Annotated in this window: 20 protein-coding genes; 8 read left to right on the forward strand and 12 right to left on the reverse strand. The window is 66.2% G+C overall.

Annotation, left to right across the window (positions count from 1 at the left end; translation table 11 throughout):
* Positions 1-3: 3 nt before the first annotated feature.
* The 3 genes from phoU (at position 4) to ASF14_RS11775 (ending at position 1,889) form a co-directional block, all read left to right on the forward strand.
* Complete coding sequence (gene phoU / locus ASF14_RS11765; protein WP_056435378.1) at positions 4-690, forward strand: phosphate signaling complex protein PhoU; 687 nt, start codon at positions 4-6, stop codon at positions 688-690.
* 13 nt (positions 691-703) lie between these two features.
* Complete coding sequence (phoB, locus tag ASF14_RS11770; RefSeq protein WP_042488715.1) at positions 704-1,396, forward strand: phosphate regulon transcriptional regulator PhoB; 693 nt, start codon at positions 704-706, stop codon at positions 1,394-1,396.
* A 109-nt stretch (positions 1,397-1,505) separates the two neighbouring features.
* Complete coding sequence (locus ASF14_RS11775; RefSeq protein WP_056434965.1) at positions 1,506-1,889, forward strand: hypothetical protein; 384 nt, start codon at positions 1,506-1,508, stop codon at positions 1,887-1,889.
* Positions 1,890-1,962: 73 nt separating this feature from the next.
* Here the strand turns inward: ASF14_RS11775 and ASF14_RS11780 are convergent, their stop codons facing one another.
* On the reverse strand, positions 1,963-2,295 hold the full coding sequence (locus tag ASF14_RS11780; RefSeq protein ID WP_056434966.1) for a DUF2794 domain-containing protein: 333 nt from the start codon (positions 2,293-2,295) through the stop codon (positions 1,963-1,965).
* Positions 2,295-2,978, reverse strand: coding sequence for a serine O-acetyltransferase EpsC (epsC, locus tag ASF14_RS11785; RefSeq protein ID WP_056435381.1), 684 nt, complete (start codon positions 2,976-2,978; stop codon positions 2,295-2,297). Before epsC ends, ASF14_RS11780 begins: the two co-directional genes overlap by 1 nt.
* 154 nt (positions 2,979-3,132) lie before the next feature.
* Here epsC and ASF14_RS11790 point away from each other — a divergent pair, with 154 nt between their 5' ends.
* Positions 3,133-3,897, forward strand: coding sequence for a sulfite exporter TauE/SafE family protein (locus ASF14_RS11790; protein WP_156361172.1), 765 nt, complete (start codon positions 3,133-3,135; stop codon positions 3,895-3,897).
* Positions 3,898-4,029: 132 nt separating this feature from the next.
* On the opposite strand, the gene ASF14_RS11795 is transcribed toward ASF14_RS11790, so the two are convergent.
* The gene (locus tag ASF14_RS11795) at positions 4,030-4,551 is read right to left on the reverse strand and encodes a carboxymuconolactone decarboxylase family protein (protein WP_056434968.1); all 522 of its coding nucleotides are present in this window, start codon (positions 4,549-4,551) and stop codon (positions 4,030-4,032) included.
* Positions 4,552-4,675: 124 nt separating this feature from the next.
* Entirely contained in the window at positions 4,676-5,221 is a 546-nt protein-coding gene (locus ASF14_RS11800; protein ID WP_042488670.1) for a peroxiredoxin, read from the reverse strand.
* A 156-nt stretch (positions 5,222-5,377) separates the two neighbouring features.
* Between ASF14_RS11800 and ASF14_RS11805 the strand changes: the two genes are divergently transcribed.
* The 3 genes from ASF14_RS11805 (at position 5,378) to ASF14_RS11815 (ending at position 7,687) form a co-directional block, all read left to right on the forward strand.
* Entirely contained in the window at positions 5,378-6,280 is a 903-nt protein-coding gene (locus tag ASF14_RS11805) for a hydrogen peroxide-inducible genes activator (protein WP_056434969.1), read from the forward strand.
* Between the two features lie 66 nt (positions 6,281-6,346).
* Positions 6,347-6,967: a fasciclin domain-containing protein gene (locus tag ASF14_RS11810; RefSeq protein WP_236697036.1), complete on the forward strand. Its 621-nt coding sequence runs from the start codon at positions 6,347-6,349 to the stop codon at positions 6,965-6,967.
* A 114-nt stretch (positions 6,968-7,081) separates the two neighbouring features.
* Positions 7,082-7,687, forward strand: coding sequence for a fasciclin domain-containing protein (locus ASF14_RS11815; protein WP_082442239.1), 606 nt, complete (start codon positions 7,082-7,084; stop codon positions 7,685-7,687).
* 50 nt (positions 7,688-7,737) lie between these two features.
* Here ASF14_RS11815 and ASF14_RS11820 read toward each other — a convergent pair whose 3' ends face one another.
* The 3 genes from ASF14_RS11820 to pgsA are packed head-to-tail and all read right to left on the reverse strand — an operon-like array spanning position 7,738 to position 8,986.
* On the reverse strand, positions 7,738-8,178 hold the full coding sequence (locus ASF14_RS11820; protein WP_056434970.1) for a molybdenum cofactor biosynthesis protein MoaE: 441 nt from the start codon (positions 8,176-8,178) through the stop codon (positions 7,738-7,740).
* Entirely contained in the window at positions 8,175-8,432 is a 258-nt protein-coding gene (gene moaD, locus ASF14_RS11825; RefSeq protein ID WP_056434971.1) for a molybdopterin converting factor subunit 1, read from the reverse strand. The genes ASF14_RS11820 and moaD overlap by 4 nt, the downstream gene beginning before the upstream one ends.
* Positions 8,432-8,986, reverse strand: coding sequence for a CDP-diacylglycerol--glycerol-3-phosphate 3-phosphatidyltransferase (gene pgsA / locus ASF14_RS11830; protein WP_056434972.1), 555 nt, complete (start codon positions 8,984-8,986; stop codon positions 8,432-8,434). Before pgsA ends, moaD begins: the two co-directional genes overlap by 1 nt.
* Before the next feature lie 114 nt (positions 8,987-9,100).
* Here pgsA and ASF14_RS11835 point away from each other — a divergent pair, with 114 nt between their 5' ends.
* On the forward strand, positions 9,101-10,411 hold the full coding sequence (locus ASF14_RS11835) for an MFS transporter (protein ID WP_056434973.1): 1,311 nt from the start codon (positions 9,101-9,103) through the stop codon (positions 10,409-10,411).
* Here the strand turns inward: ASF14_RS11835 and ASF14_RS21900 are convergent.
* From ASF14_RS21900 to ASF14_RS11855, 5 genes are all read right to left on the reverse strand, one after another.
* Positions 10,408-10,575, reverse strand: a complete 168-nt coding sequence (locus tag ASF14_RS21900) for a hypothetical protein (protein WP_167345429.1) — start codon at positions 10,573-10,575, stop codon at positions 10,408-10,410. The two genes, ASF14_RS11835 and ASF14_RS21900, sit on opposite strands and share 4 nt — an antisense overlap.
* Before the next feature lie 96 nt (positions 10,576-10,671).
* The gene (locus tag ASF14_RS11840; protein WP_056434974.1) at positions 10,672-12,375 is read right to left on the reverse strand and encodes a cation acetate symporter; all 1,704 of its coding nucleotides are present in this window, start codon (positions 12,373-12,375) and stop codon (positions 10,672-10,674) included.
* A complete protein-coding gene (locus ASF14_RS11845; protein WP_056434975.1) occupies positions 12,372-12,677 on the reverse strand; it encodes a DUF485 domain-containing protein in 306 nt (101 codons plus the stop codon). Before ASF14_RS11845 ends, ASF14_RS11840 begins: the two co-directional genes overlap by 4 nt.
* A 70-nt stretch (positions 12,678-12,747) precedes the next feature.
* Positions 12,748-14,064 carry a sigma-54-dependent transcriptional regulator gene (locus ASF14_RS11850; protein ID WP_056434977.1) on the reverse strand — a complete coding sequence of 439 codons (1,317 nt, stop codon included), beginning with the start codon at positions 14,062-14,064 and terminating at the stop codon, positions 12,748-12,750.
* Entirely contained in the window at positions 14,061-15,794 is a 1,734-nt protein-coding gene (locus ASF14_RS11855; protein WP_236697037.1) for a sensor histidine kinase, read from the reverse strand. Before ASF14_RS11855 ends, ASF14_RS11850 begins: the two co-directional genes overlap by 4 nt.
* Positions 15,795-15,873: the final 79 nt, after the last annotated feature.

Here is a 15,873-nt window from a genome sequence, read left to right on the forward strand (position 1 = left end):
AGGATCATGGACCACACCGTAAAAGCCTTCGACAATGATATCGGCCGCCTGCGCGGGCTGATCAGCCAGATGGGCGGATTGGCCGAGGAGGCGATTGCCAATGCCATCAAGGCGCTGCAACGCTCCGACCTGGAACTGGCGCGCAAGGTCCGCGAGGACGACAAGGCGATCGACCTGATCGAGGCGGAGGTCGAGCGGCTGGCGGTGCGAACCATCGCACTCCGGGCGCCGATGGCCAACGACCTGCGCGAGGTGGTCGCGGCGCTCAAGATCGCCAGCGTCGTCGAGCGCATCGGCGACTATGCCAAGAATATCGCCAAGCGCGTGCCAATGATCGAGAGCGAGGATCGGATCGAGCCCGTCTCGATCCTGCCCGCCATGGCCAAGATCGCCTCCGCCATGGTGCATGACGTGCTCGACGCCTTTGCCGCGCGCGATGCCGAGGCGGCGATCCGGGTCCGCGACAGCGACAACGCGCTCGACGATTTCTACGATTCCATCTTCCGCACGCTCGTCACCCATATGGTCGAGAATCCCAAGACGATCGGACAGGTCGCGCACCTGCTGTTCATCGCCAAGAATCTCGAACGGATCGGTGACCATGCGACGAACGTCGCGGAGATGGTCTATTTCGCCGCCACCGGCACCCAGATGGGTGAGCGGGACCGCGGCGGCACATTGCCTTCTTGAGGGAACAGGCACGATGGCACGGGTAAAGATGTTGCTGGTCGAAGACGACGCCGCATTGGCGGAACTGCTCGTCTTCCATTTCAAGCGCGAGGATTTCGACGTCACCCACACGGTCGACGGCGAGGAGGCTCTGCTGCTGGCGCGGGAGAGCACGCCCGACATCGTCCTGCTCGACTGGATGGTCGAGGGGATTTCGGGGATCGAGGTCTGCCGCCGCCTGCGCCGCTCGGCCGAGACGGCGAACGTGCCGATCATCATGCTGACCGCGCGCGGCGAGGAAGAGGACCGGGTACGCGGGCTGGAGACGGGCGCGGACGATTATGTCACCAAGCCCTTTTCCCCGCGAGAGCTCGTCGCGCGCGTCGGCGCGGTGCTGCGCCGCGTGCGTCCGGCGCTGGCGGGCGAGGCGCTGACCTATGCCGATATCGAGATGGACACGGTCGGCCACAAGGTTCGCCGCGCAGGCGAAGTCGTCTCGCTTGGGCCGACTGAATTCCGCCTGCTCAAGCATTTTCTCGAGCATCCCGGCTGGGTGTTCTCGCGCGAGCGGTTGCTCGACGCGGTATGGGGACATGACTCGGATATCGAGAGCCGGACCGTCGACGTGCATATCCGCCGCCTGCGCAAGGCGATCAACATCGGCGACCGCCCCGACATCATCCGTACGGTGCGCTCGGCGGGCTATTCGCTCGATGCCGGTGGTTGATTAAAAGCCTGTCAGGATCGGGTCGCAAGCGAAACGAGGGAGCCAAGTGCGGCATGGGGCGTTCTGCCCGACGCGCTAACGCACTTGCGCTTCTGAACAGGAGATTCGCATGAAGCTCGTTTTTCTGGCCGCCACCGCTCTGATGGCGGCGCCCGCTTTCGCCCAGCAGACCCAGACCGACACCACCGCCCAGGCGGGGGTGCAGGCCGGCGCCTCGACGCAGACCGATACGACCACGACGCAAACCCAGACCGACGCGTCGGCTCAGGGTTCGATGCAGGCCAATGCCGCCGTGACCGCCGGCACGATGACCGCCGGTGGCTATCAGCCCGCCCAGCCGCCCATGGCGTCGCAGCCCGCGCCCGGCGCGCCGGTCGTCTTCCAGCAGGCGCCCAGCCCGTCCCAGGCCTATCCGGCCCCGGCGCCCCTCAAAAGCTATCCAATCTGCAAAAAGGGTCAGTATGACCAGTGCCGTCAGCGTGGCGGCAAGTAATCGGCCCATCACCCGGCTGTAAGAATGGCGCCGGTTCCCGACACGGGGACCGGCGGTTTTTAATGGGGACAGGTTATTCTTCGACCAGCTTCATGAGGCGCCGCTCGACCGGGGCCAGAACCGGCCCCAGTTCATGCCCACGCTTCAGCACCGCCCCGCCCTCGCCGATCAGCGCCCACATGCCCTGTCGGTTGCGCAGCGCCGGGCGCTTCTCGATCCGAAATTCGGGGCGTTCGGCCGCGCGGCGAAAGGCGGAGAAGATCGCCGCATCGCGGCCCATGTCCATCGCATAGTCGCGCCAGTGCCCGGCCGCGACCATTCGGCCATAGAGGTCGAGGATACGCGTCAACTCCGCGCGGTCGAACCCCACCTGCCCCGCCGCTTTGGGAAAGGGTACGACCCCCATCAGGCCCGGTCGCGCTCTTCGCCCTGCTCGGCCAGCACCGCGTCCAGCCGCCGCCGCATCGTCTCCAGCTCGCAACGGAGCATTTCGATCTTCTGGGTCTGGGGATCGAACATCTCGGAACAGGGCGTGCCGTAAGGAACGAAGCGCTTCTCGGGCGCAGCCCCGCCTTCGACGATCGTCGGGCGAGCCGGAATGCCAACCATCACCGCCCCCTCGGGCACGTCGCGCGTGACGACCGCGTTCGCGCCGACCCGCGCGCGCGGACCGACGATGATCGGACCCAGCACCTGCGCGCCGGATCCGACGATCGCACCGTCCATCAGGGTCGGATGCCGCTTGCCCGCCACGCCATTGTCCGGGCTGGTGCCGCCTAGGGTCACGCACTGATAGATGGTGACGTCGTCGCCGATTTCCGCCGTCTCGCCGATCACGACGAAGCCATGGTCGATGAAGAAGTTGCGTCCGATCCTGGCGCCGGGATGAATGTCGATCGCGGTCAGGAACCGGGTGAAGTGATTGACCAGCCGCGCGAGGAAAAACGCCCGCGACTTGTACAGCCGGTGCGCGACCCGGTGCCCGGCCAGCGCCCAGACGCCGGGGTACAGCAAAATCTCCGCACGCGAATGCGGAGCGGGATCGCGAGCCCGGATCGAATCGAGATAGGCGGCCAATCGGCTCGGCATGAGCATGTCCCCAGATGCGATATGCGCATTTAGGCATAGGCCCGGCCAAAATCCAGATCGACCCATTCTCGCTTGGTATCGGGCAAACTCTATCGCGGTTGCAGCGTTGGCCGGGACACGGCATGGCCGCCGGTCATAAAGCACAGGAGACATGATGGACCCGACCAGCACCGAACTGATCCACATCCTGCCGTTTGTGGCCGTGGGGTTTGCCGCGCAGGTGGTCGACGGTGCGCTGGGCATGGCCTTCGGGGTGATTTCCAACACGCTGCTCATCAGCCTGGGCGTTCCGCCTGCCGCCGCCTCGGCGGGCGTGCACAGTGTCGAGACCTTCACCACCGCCGTCTCGGGGATCAGCCATGCGGTCCATCGCAACGTCAACTGGCGGCTGTTCCTGCGGCTGATGATCCCCGGCGTGATCGGCGGGGCGCTGGGCGCCTATGTGCTGTCGAACATCGATGCAGCCGTGGTGAAGCCCTTCATTCTGGCCTATCTGACCGGCATCGGCATCTATCTGCTGATCCGCGCCTGGCGACACAAGGCGGCAACGCGTGAGCCCAAGATCGTCGAGCCTCTTGGGTTCCTCGGCGGCTTTCTGGACGCGGCGGGTGGCGGCGGCTGGGGGCCTGTCGTGACGTCGAACCTGCTGGCCCAGGGGGCTGCGCCGCGAACCACCATCGGCACGGTCAACACGGCCGAATTCTTTCTGACGGCGACCATCTCGGCAACGTTCATCACGCAGCTCGGCTGGGGCGCCTTCACCATGGCGACGGTCGGGCTGCTGATCGGCGGCATCTGTGCGGCGCCGTTCGGAGCGATGCTGGCCAAGCGGGTCCCGGCGCGAACCCTTTTGACGCTGGTCGGGGTGATCCTGACCCTGACCAGCCTCTGGGGGCTGTATCAGGCGGTTAAAGGATAAATCCTCCCCGGCACGGGGAGGTGGCAGGCCAAAGGCCTGACGGAGGGGGGCTTCCGCAGAGTCCGTCCTTGGCGGAGAGCCCCCTCCACCATGCTACGCATGGTCCCCCTCCCCGTGCCGGGGAGGATATTTTTACGCGATGGCCGAGTGTACGGTGGCCACGGCCTGCATCACCGCCGCGATGCGAACGGCGGTCTGGATGACCTCGGCCGAGGCACCGGCCTTCTTCAGCACTGCCTCATGCGCGTCGATGCACATGCCGCAGCCGTTGATCGCCGACACCGCCAGGCTGAACAGCTCGAAATCGATCTTGTCGATGCCCGGCGCACCGATCACGTTCATGCGCAGCTTGGCGGGCATGTTGCGATATTCCTGGTTCCCGGCCAGGTGGGTGAAGCGGTAATAGACATTGTTCATTGCCATCACCGCCGCCGCCGCGCGCGCCGCATTGGCGGCTTCGGGCGAGAGCTTGGGGGCGCATTCCGCCTCGGCGGCCTCGACCAGCGGCTTGTGGCCGGTGCCATGCGCGCAGGCGAGCAGCAGGCCGTACTTGCGCTGATCGTTCAGCACCGGCTCGTTGAGCAGCGAGCCGACGTTCAGGCGGATGTCCTTGGCGAAGTCGGGCAGCTGCCCGGCAAATTCCTTGAGCGACATGAAAGGGATTGCTCCGGATAAACGACGCCCCAGTCCGGGCCGCCGATCCGCGATGGACCAGCGACCCTCGCCGGGGCGTCGGAAATGTTGGGTCCGGGGACGTCACCGCCCCCGGATGACAGAATTACTCGGCGGCGAGCTGGAGGACGTCGTCGCCCTTGTTCCAGTTGCACGGGCACAGCTCGTCGGTCTGCAGCGCGTCGAGGACACGCAGCGTCTCGGCCGGGTTCCGGCCGACGTTCAGGCCGTTGATCGTGACGTGCTGGATGACATTGTCGGGATCGATGATGAAGGTCGCGCGGTAGGCGACATGCTCGTTCTTGTCGACGATGCCCAGCGCATCGGCCAGGACGCGGCCATTGTCCGCGATCCAGGGGAAGTCGGCCGCGGCCAGATCCGGGTCCGACTTGCGCCATGCCAGGTGGACGTGCGCAGTGTCGGTCGACGCGCCGATCAGCACGGCGTCGCGATCCTCGAAATCGCCCTTCAGCTCGGAATAGCCCACGATCTCGGTCGGGCAGACGAAGGTGAAGTCCTTCGGCCAGTAGAACAGGACCTTCCACTTGCCCTCATAGGAGGTGTCGCTGATCGTCTCGCCGGCGGGCAGCGCGTTGGTGCCCTGCTGGACGGGAACGGTGAATGCGGGGAGCTTGTCTCCAACGGTCAACATGGCAATAGCCTCCATTCTTCAACAAAATTCGGCTTCAGCCATCCTCTCGTACGATCGGCGGTTGGCCCGCCTGTATTCGTTGCCGTGACAGATATGGGGACTGGCGCCTTTGATCCAACAAGCTATTTGTCACATCGCAATCGACTGAGACGATCAATGGCCGCGACCTATCTACCGACCCTGAAACAGTTACAATATCTCGTGGCCCTGCAGGACCATGGCCATTTCGGCCGGGCGGCGGATGCGTGTTTCGTCACGCAATCCACCCTGTCGGCGGGCCTGCGCGAACTGGAAACGCTGATCGGCGTGACGCTGGTCGAGCGGACGCGGCGTGTCGTGCGTTTCACGCCGCTGGGCGAGCGGATCGCCGACAAGGCGCGCCGCGTCCTGCGCGAGGCGGACGAACTGGGCGACATGGCCCGCGCTGCCGGACGGCCTTTGTCGGGCGAGATGCGCATGTCGGTGATCCCGACCATCGCGCCCTTCATGCTGCCGCGCATCCTGCCCCGGCTGCGGCGTGACTTTCCCGACCTGAAGCTGTTCCTGCGCGAGGAGCCGAGCGGCCCGGCCTGCGAGCGTCTGCATAACGGTCGCACGGATTGCGTGCTGCTCGCCCTCCCCTATGCCTGTGGCGAGGTGACGGCCGAGCCCCTGTTCGACGACCGGCTGTTCGTCGCCTTCCCGACCGACGAGGATGTGACGCCGCCTGCCGCCTTCCCGGCCTCTGCGATCGACGAGGCGCGGCTGTTGCTGCTGGAAGATGGCCACTGCCTGAAGGACCATGCGCTGGCCGCCTGCAACCGCCCCGAACTGCGCGCCGAGGCGACGATGCTCGGCACGTCGCTCCACACCATCGTCCAGATGGTCGACAATGGCCTGGGCATGACGATGCTGCCGGAAATGGCGCTGCGCTCGGGCATTCTGGACAATACCCAGATCACCGCCCGGCCGCTCGACGCCGAGAATGCAGTGCGCAAGATCGCGCTAGTCTGGCGTCGCGCCAGCCCGCGCGAGAAGGACTTTCGTTTGTTGGCACAGGTGCTCGCGGAAGCAGCGTGAAGCGCAACCCGGGCGGCGCCTTGCGCGTCCCCTTCGATATCATCCCATCTACAGGAGATTTCGCCCATGACCCATAATGCACGGCAGCTGGTGGCCGTTCTGCCGCTCATCGCCATGATCGGACTGGGCGGCTGCGGACGCGGGCGGGATCAGCGGGAGGCCCCTGCGGCCCCATCCAGCGCGCCGGTCGTCGCGACCCCGGCGGCTCCGCAGCCGGACCAGCCGATGGTGCCGACCCGCACCATCCTCGACAATGCGACAGCCACGCCTTCGCTATCGTCGCTGGTTGCCGCGATCCGCGCCTCCGGGCTCGCGACGACGCTCGCAGGCCCTGGCCCCTATACCCTGTTCGCACCGTCGAACGAGGCTTTTGCCCGACTGGCGCCGGGTGTGCAGGAGCAGCTGTTGCAGCCCGCCAACCGGGACTCGCTGGTCAAGCTGATCCGCTTTCATATGGTGCCCGGCGTCGTCGGTATCGCCGACCTGCAACAGCAGATCGCGGCCGGTGGCGGGACCGCCAAGCTGATGACCGTCCAGGGCGAATGGCTGACCGTCAGCATGACCCAGTCGGTCATCACCCTGACCGACAGCGGCGGAAACAAGAGCTATATCGAGGCGGGTGACATGACCCAGGCAAACGGGGTCATCCATATCGTCAACGGCGTTTTGGTGCCAAAACTGGATTAAGTGCGTTACTCCCAGCAGGACGGCCGTTTCGCTCGAGGAACGGCTGGCCTGCCCTTCACCATGCGGCGCGATGCGACCCCGCTCCGCCGCCAGAAGAACGGGAGTATGCTATTCATGTTGAAGACCTTTGCCATTCTCGTGTCCGCCACGGCCCTGACCGGCGCGGGTACCGCCATGGCCCAGACGGCGCCCCAGACCGCACCGATGCAGCCCGCGCCTGCCCAGACTGCTCCAGCAGCCCCGACCAGCGCGACGCCCGCCGCAACCGGTACCATCGTCCAGATCCTGGCCGCGACGCCGGATCGTAGCACGCTGGCAGGCCTCGTCACGACGGCGGGCCTGAATGCCGATCTGTCCGGCCCCGGCCCCTTCACCGTCTTCGCGCCCAGCAACGAGGCGTTCAGCCGTATGCCCCCGGGCGCGCTCGACACGCTGAGCAAGCCGGAGAACAAGGCCACGCTGGCGACGATCCTGAAATACCATGTCGTGTCGGGCAAGGTAACCGCCGACCAGCTGAAGGCGCAGATCGCGGCGGGCAACGGCACCGCCACGCTGACAACGCTCGCTGGTCAGCCGCTGACGGCGCAGCTCGGCCCCAACGGCAATATCATGTTGACCGATGTGAACGGCCAGAAGGCCTATGTCGACAAGGCCGATGTGCAGGCGACCAACGGGGTCGTGCACCTGACCAACGGCATCAACGTGCCGAAGATCGGCTAAGTCGGCGGATCGCCGAAACAGGAAAAGGCGGGGCTTCGGCCTCGCCTTTTTTATGAAGTCCAGCGTTCGGCCGCCGCCGTGTCGCTGTCACGCGCCTCGACCCAGCGCGCATCTTGTCCCCGCGTCTCGCGCTTCCAGAAGGGCGCGTCGGTCTTCAGCCGGTCGATTAGATAGGCGCAGGCGTCGAGCGCGTCGCGGCGATGCGGGGCCGCCGCCAGGACCAGCACGATCCGCTCGCCCGGCCGCATCGGGCCGACCCGGTGGACGATCGTCGCGGCCTGAAGCGACCAGCGCTCCGCCGCCTCCTGTGCGATCCGCTTCAACGCCGCCTCGGTCGCGCCGGGATAATGTTCGAGTTCGAGGCAGTCGACCCCGTCATCGGCGCGAACGAGCCCGCAAAAGCTCGCCACCGCGCCGACATCCTGTCCCTCGATCCGCGCCATTTCCTCGGCGAGATCGATCGGGGCGACCGATACCAGGATATTGATCATCCGCCCGTCACCGGCGGAAAGATCGCGACCTCACGGGCATTGCCGATGGCGGCTTCGAGGCTCACGAAATTCTGGTCGACCGCAGCGCGCAGCCGCTCCGGTTCGGCCATCGCCTCGGCATAGCCGCCGCCGCGCGTCGCCAGCCATGCGACCAGATCGCCGACCGTCACGACATGCTCGGGCGGCGTCACCGTCTCTTCGGCCTGTCCGATCCGTTCCCGGACCCAGGCGAAATACAGGATCGTCAGCGTCATCAGCTATCCATATGCTTGAGGCCGACGCGGAGATAATCCCAGCCGGTGACGAGCGTCAGCACCGCCGCGGCCCAGAGCGCCGCCAGGGCCGCCACATGCAGCCACGGCCAACCGGGCAGCGCACCGCCCAGGATGAGACCGCCGAGCGCGATCAGTTGCAGCGTCGTCTTCCACTTGGCCAGTCGCGAGACGGGCACCGACACCTGCAACTGCGCCAGGAACTCGCGCAGTCCCGACACCGCGATCTCGCGCAGCAGGATGACGAGGCCCGCGACCACGCTCACCCCGCTCAGCACCTGTACCGCGACCAGCACCAGGATGACCGAGGCGACCATGATCTTGTCGGCGATCGGATCGAGAAAGACGCCCAGCTTCGACACCGCCCCCTGCGCACGCGCAAGATAGCCGTCGAAATAATCGGTGATGCCCATCAGGCAGTAGAGGGTAAAGGCGATGCCATAGCCCAGCGCCCAATCGGGTTGCCACAACAGCCCCGCGAGCAGCGGCACGGCCAGGATTCGCGAGAGCGTCAACAGGTTGGGCAGCGTCAGCATGCCGCCTTCTAACCGCTCGTTCGCGCATGACAAACCGCTTTAAGCGGTTGGCGATACGGGTACGCATAGCTATGTTGCTGTCATCCTGTTGCCACGATCGGGCCATTTTTCGTTATGCTCAATGCCCTCGGGCTTCTCAAACAGCGTCGCTTCCTGCCGCTGTTTGCCACCCAGTTTCTCGGCGCGTTCAACGACAACCTGTTCAAGACGTCGATGGTGTTGTTCGCCACCTATGCGATCTTCACCGACCCCCATTCCGAATTCTATTTCAACTGCGCCGCGACCGGCGCCGCCATCCTGCCCTTCGTCTTCCTGTCGGCACTGTCCGGGCAATTGGCCGACAGCCACGACAAGGCCAAGATCATCCGCATCGTGAAGACGGTCGAGATCGGCATCATGCTGGTCGGTGCGGGTGGCCTGCTGATCGCCAAGGCGGGGTACACGACCGCCGGACTGGCGCTGATGCTGGGCACGGTGCTGGCGCTGGGCGTCCATTCGACCTTTTTCGGGCCGATCAAATACGCCATCCTACCCCAGCATCTGGAGGCCGAAGACATATTGGGCGGCACCGGCCTGGTCGAGGCGGGGACCTATCTCGCGATCCTGCTCGGCACGGTCGCGGCGGGGTGGATCCCGATCGAGGCGGCCGCCATCGGCGTGCTGGTGGTCGCGGTGATCGGCTGGTTCCTGGGGCGTCAGGTGCCCCCGGCCCCGCGCGAAGGGCCGCCGCTGAAGCTCAACTACAACCCCTTTACCGCCTCGTGGCGGCTGATCTCGGCGACGCTGCATATCCGCCGCCTGTTCCTGGCGATCATCGCGATCAGCTTCTTCTGGACGATCGGCGCGGTTCTCATCATCATCTTCCCGCCGCTGGTGAAGAATGTCCTGACGGCGGACAAGGAAGTCGCCAGCCTGGCTATCGCCATCTTCTCGATCGGGGTCGCCATCGGATCGGTGGTCATCAACACGATGCTGAAGAGCGAGATTTCGGCGCGCTATTCGCCGATGTCGGTCATCGCCATGGGCGCCTTCGTCGTGCTGTTCTCGTTCCTTTGCCGCAACTGGACCCCGGCGGTCGGCGGCGGCCTGTATAGCTGGCAGGCGTTCCTGGCCGAGCCGCGGGCCATCGGTATCCTCGCCACGCTTCTGGCGATCGCCACGACCGGGGGCATGTTCGTCGTGCCGCTCTATGCCTTTCTGACCACCACGGTCGAGAAGGATCAGACCGCGCGGACGGTGGCGGCGAACAACATCGTCAACTGCTTCGCCATGACGATCGGCTCGGTCCTGGCCTTCGCGATCAGCGCGGCGGGCGTCTCATCGGCCGACATGCTGTTCGTGGTCGCGGGCATGTGCCTCGTATCCGCATGGCTCGCACTGCTACTGCACCGCGCCTGCGACGAGGTTTCCGTCGAACCGGCTTAAAACAGAAACGTGTAGATACTGATGAAGAAGGCCGTGAAGCTGAGGACGAACAGCCTGATATCCTGATCGTCATCCTGTCGCCTCCGCGCTTTGACGGGGGGCGGCAGCGTGCGCCGAAAGGGGTGGCGGGCGGCTTCGTTGGTCAGGACTAGGCGGCGTCTCATAGCCCCCTGTTAACGTCTCGTTTACCGTTTCGGCAGCGGCTCGATATCGGACCGTCTGTCCCCGCTGCCCCGTATCGAGACAGCGGGGATCGAGACTCAATGGTCGTGTGCGCCCGACGCGCCGATGCCCGTCTCCGAGCGGATGCGCTGCGCCGGATAGCCCGCCTTGTCGACCGCCGCACGACCGCTGCTATCGGTGATCGACACCAGCCAGATGGTCAGGAACGCCAGCGGCATCGAGAAGATGGTCGGCGAGCCATAAGGGAAGATCGGCGCGGCATGGCCCAGCACGTTCACCCAGATGGCAGGCGACAGGATGGTCAGCACGAGCGCGGTCAGCAGGCCGACTAGGCCGCCCGCCACCACACCGCGCGTCGTGCATCCCGACCAGAGCAGCGACAGGAACAGCACCGGAAAGTTGGCCGACGCCGCCAGCGCGAAGGCCAGGCTGACCATGAAGGCGACATTCTGCTTCTCGAACAGGATGCCCAGCAGGATCGCGATGACCGCCAGCACCAGCACGGTGATCCGCGATACCCGAAGCTCGGAAGCGGAGTCCGCCTTCCCCTTCTTGATGACGGTCGCATAGAGGTCATGACTGACCGCCGAGGCTCCCGACAGGGTCAGACCCGCCACCACCGCCAGGATGGTCGCGAACGCCACCGCCGAGATGAAGCCCAGGAACAGGTTGCCGCCCACCGCCTGCGCCAGATGGATCGCCGCCATGTTGCTGCCACCACGCAGCGCGCCCTCTGCATCGAGGAAGCCAGGGTCGGTAGCGACCAGCACGATCGCGCCGAAGCCAATGACGAAGGTCAGGATGTAGAAATAACCGATCCAGCCCGTAGCCCACAGCACCGAGCTGCGTGCCGCCTTGGCATTGGGCACCGTGAAGAAGCGCATCAGGATATGCGGCAGGCCCGCCGTGCCGAACATCAGCGCGGCCCCGATCGAGATGGCGGAGATCGGATCCTTGATGAACCCGCCCGGCCCCATGATCGCCCGGCCCTTCGTCACCGCTTCGTCCGGCCCTGCGCCCGCCAGAGCGGCCAGTGCCGTCTTCACCTCGACCGCGCGGGCGAACAGGGCCTCGGGGCTGAACCCGAACCGCGCCAGCACGGCGATCGCCATGAAGCTGGCGGCACCGAGCAGCATCATCGCCTTGACGATCTGAACCCAGGTCGTCGCGGTCATGCCGCCGAACAGGACGTACATCGTCATCAGCACGCCGACGATGATCACCGCATAGCCATAGGGCAGGCCGAACAGCAGGCGGATCAACTGCCCCGCCCCGACCATCTGCGCGATCAGATAGAATAGGACGACAAGCAATGTCGAACAGGCCGCGACCATCCGCACCGGCGTCTGGGCGAAGCGGAAGGACGCGACATCGGCGAAGGTGAACCGCCCCAGATTGCGCAGGCGTTCGGCCATCAGGAACAACAGGATCGGCCAGCCGACGAGAAAGCCGATCGAATAGATGAGCCCGTCATAGCCATCGGCATAGATCTGCGCCGAAATGCCCAGGAAGGATGCGGCGGACATGAAGTCGCCCGCAATCGCCAGGCCGTTCTGGAAGCCGGTAATCCCGCCCCCGGCCGTATAGAAATCGGAGGCCGTCCGCGTTCGCCGCGCGGCCCAGCGGGTGATGGCCAGCGTCAGCGCGACAAAGGCCGCGAACATGCCGATCGCGGTCCAGTTCGTCGCCTGCTGAACGGCAGGGCCGATGGCATGAGCCTCGGCCGCCGAGACGGGCAGCAACGTCAGGGCGACGGCGAGCGTGATCCTCGCGCGCGTCATGCACCATACTCCGCTCGGAGCGCGTCGATGACCGGATCAAAATCGCGATTGGCCCGCCATACGTACAGGCCGGTCAGCACGATCGCGAGGGCGATCACCCCCAGCCCGATCGGTATGCCCCAGCTCGTCGCGCCCCCGCTGACCGAATGGGCGAGCAACGCCTTGTCGAAGGCGATGGTCAGGACGAACCCAAAATAGACGATCAGCATGATGACCGTCAGGACAGTCGTGAAGCGCCCTCGTTTGCGAACCAGCGCGATGTAGCGCGGATCGCTGGCCAGACGGGCTGCGGCATCCTCCATGGCAATCTCCTAACCCCCGCACCGTACATCGGTGTCGTGGCCGCCATGCTCCCCCGCCCCCGCCGTAACGTCAAGCGCGATTGGGGCGATAGGCGTTCAGGTCGATGCCGTGCCGTGCGACCTTGTCGTAAAAGGTCTTCCGCGGGATGCCCAGCACGGCGAGCGCCGCGCGGACGTCGCCCGCCACTTCCTCAAGCACGGCGCGGATCGTCGCGCCCTCGAACTGCTCGACCCGTTCGGGAAGGGGCAGCGGATCCCCCGCCTCACGCGCTTCGCCGAACAAGCCTAGCGCGACGCGGTTCGCATAGTTGCGCACCTCGCGCACATTGCCCGGCCAGTCGTGCGACAGCAGCCGCGCCTGGATACTGCCGTCGATCATCGGCACCGGCCGCCCGAAGCGCTCCGCCGCCTCGCGCAGGAAATGGGCAAAGAGCAACGGCACGTCGGCCCGCCGCTCGCGCAACGGCGGCACGCGTAGCCGCACCGCGTCGAGCCGGTAGAGCAGGTCGGCGCGGAAACGCCCCTCCTCCACCGCACGGGCCAGATCGGACTTGGCGGCGGCCACGATGCGCAGGTCGAGCAGTTGCGGGTCCTCCGCCCCGATCGCGCGGACCTCCCGCTCCTCCACCACACGGAGCATCCGGCCCTGGAGCGCCGGGGCCATGCTGTCCACCTCGTCGAGGAACAGCGTGCCGCGATGTGCCGCCGCGATCCGTCCCGGCGTCCGGCCATGAGCCTGGCCGAACAGCTCGTCCTCGGCAATGGCCTCGGGCAAGGCGGCGCAGTCGACCGCGATGAAGGGCCGCGTACGCCTGGCGCTCCAGCGGTGGAGCAGCAGCGCGACCAGTTCCTTGCCCGTCCCCGTCTCTCCCTCGACCAGCACGTCGACATCGGCCTGCGCCACCTGTCGCACCGTATCGCGAAGCCGCATCATGACCGGGGTCTCCCCGATCAGCGGATAGGCACCCTGCGCTTCCTCCGCCGCCTGTCGCAACCGCCGGTTGTCGAGGACCAGCCGCCGCATCTCCAACGCGCGTTCGGCACTGGAGATCAGGTGATCGGCGGCAAAGGGCTTGGCGACGAAGTCATAGACGCCCTGCTTTAGGGCGGCGACCGCCATCGGTACGTCGCCATGACCGGTCATCAGGATCACCGGGATTTCGGCGTCGATCGCGGCCACCCGCTTCGACAATTCAATCCCGTCCAGGCCCGGCATCCGTATGTCGGATACGACCATGCCGGGAAAATCGGCGGTGATCGTCGCCAGCGCCGCCAGCGGATCGCCATGCGCCTCGACATCGATACCGGCCAGCTCGAACGACTGGGCCAGTGCCTGACGCAGCACCGTGTCGTCATCGACCAGAAGGACCCGCAACGTATCGCTCATGCGCGGCGCATCCTCAGACGAAAGCCTGCGCCGCCCAGACTTGAGGGGATGGTTTCCAACACGCCGCCAAACTCCGTCATGATATCCCGCGCAATCCCCAGCCCCAGGCCCAGCCCATCGGGCTTGCCGGTCACGAAGGGAGTGAAAATCTCGGTCGCGATGGCCGGGTCCAGACCGGGGCCGTTATCCTCCACGGTCAGTTCGACCCCATCGGGATGCTCGACGACCGTCAGTCGCACGCGCGGCGAAGGGGTCTCCGCCACGGCGTCCAGTGCGTTCTGCAGCAGATTGACCAGCACCTGCTCCAGCCGCACGCGCCCCGCCACAACCCGGGGCAGTGCCCCGCCCCTCGGCCGCTCCAACGCGACCCCGGCGGTGCGGAACCGGTCGCCGATCAACAGCATCGTGCCGTCCAGCACCGCCTCCAGCGACACCGGGCCCAGCCCATGCGTACCGCGCCGAACGAAGCGCCGCATCTCCTGAACGATCGAGCCGATCCGTTCGGTCAGTTCGACGATCGTGGCCAGATTGCCCGCGGCCTTGTCCGGCTTGTCGCGCGACAGGAAGGTGCGGGCATTGTCCGCCAGCGTGCGGATCGCCGCCACCGGCTGGTTGATCTCATGCGCCACGCCTGCCGTGATCGAGCCTAGCGAGCCCAGCCGGTTCGCCTGGGCCAATTCCTCGCGCGCCGCGCGGAAGCGCTGGTCGGCACGGATACGCTCGGAAATCTCGACGGTCAGCTGATCGTTGGTCGCGCGCAGTTCCGCCGTGCGCCGGGCGACCTCCTCCTCCAACGCCTCGCGCGCCATCGCCGCGCGTTCGGCGCGTGTCCGTCGCCAGATCGCCAGCAGCGTCAGCCCGATCAGCCCGACCGCGATCAGCGCCGTGACCGATCGGACCCAGCCGTCCGCCTCCTTCAGCGCGGGCTTCGAGGGAAGGACATGGACCAGCTGCCACCGGGGCAGCGGCGCGGGCGTGACGCCGACAATGTAGCGCGTCCCCTCTCGGTCGGTCGCATCGCCGCCCGCGATTCTGTAGGGGCCGGGGCGAAGGGCGATCGTGCCGAATTGCTGGCTTTCGCGGATCGCCAGCTTTGCCGAAGGGGTCAGCGGACGGGTCAGCGTGAACTCCGCGGCGGGATCGGTCGTGACCACGACCACGCCGTGATCGTCGAGCAGCAGCGTCTGGCCCGCATCGCTCGCCCAGGCCTGTACCATATGCGCGAATTCGACCTTCACCACGACCACACCGTCCGGGGCAGTCGCAGGGCCGATCCGTCGGGCGAGAAACAGGCCGGGCCGGTGGCTCGTATTGCCCAAGGCGAAATATTCGGACGTGCCGGTTCGCATCGCCTGCCGGAAATAGGGACGAAACCCATAATCCCGCCCGACAAAGCTGTCCGCACGCCCGGCATTGGAGGCAGCGACCGTGCGCCCGCGCCTGTCGATGGCGTAGATGACCGGCGCGCCGGTGCGCTCCGCCAACCCGCGCAGCTTATCGTTCAGCCGCGCGGCGGCCTCCACCGACCCGTTGCGCAGGGCGTCACCGACATCGGGATATTCGACCAGCACGATGGGCAGCAGCCGGAAGCGCTGCAACTCGCTGCTCAACAGCCTTTCTTCCTGCCGGGCGATGCGCAGGGTCTCGCCCCTGAGATCGGACAGCGCCTGCCGATGGGCATAGAGACGCAGCAGCGAACCTGCGACGACCGTCAGCAAAACTACCGCCAACAGCGGCAGGGCATGGCGCCGAACCAGGGCTCGGCCGCGATAGGACGGCAACGACATATGTGCGAAATATCGCAACCCG

The sequence above is a fragment of the Sphingomonas sp. Leaf257 genome (genome assembly GCF_001422185.1).
GTDB classification, from domain to species: Bacteria; Pseudomonadota; Alphaproteobacteria; order Sphingomonadales; family Sphingomonadaceae; genus Sphingomonas; species Sphingomonas yabuuchiae.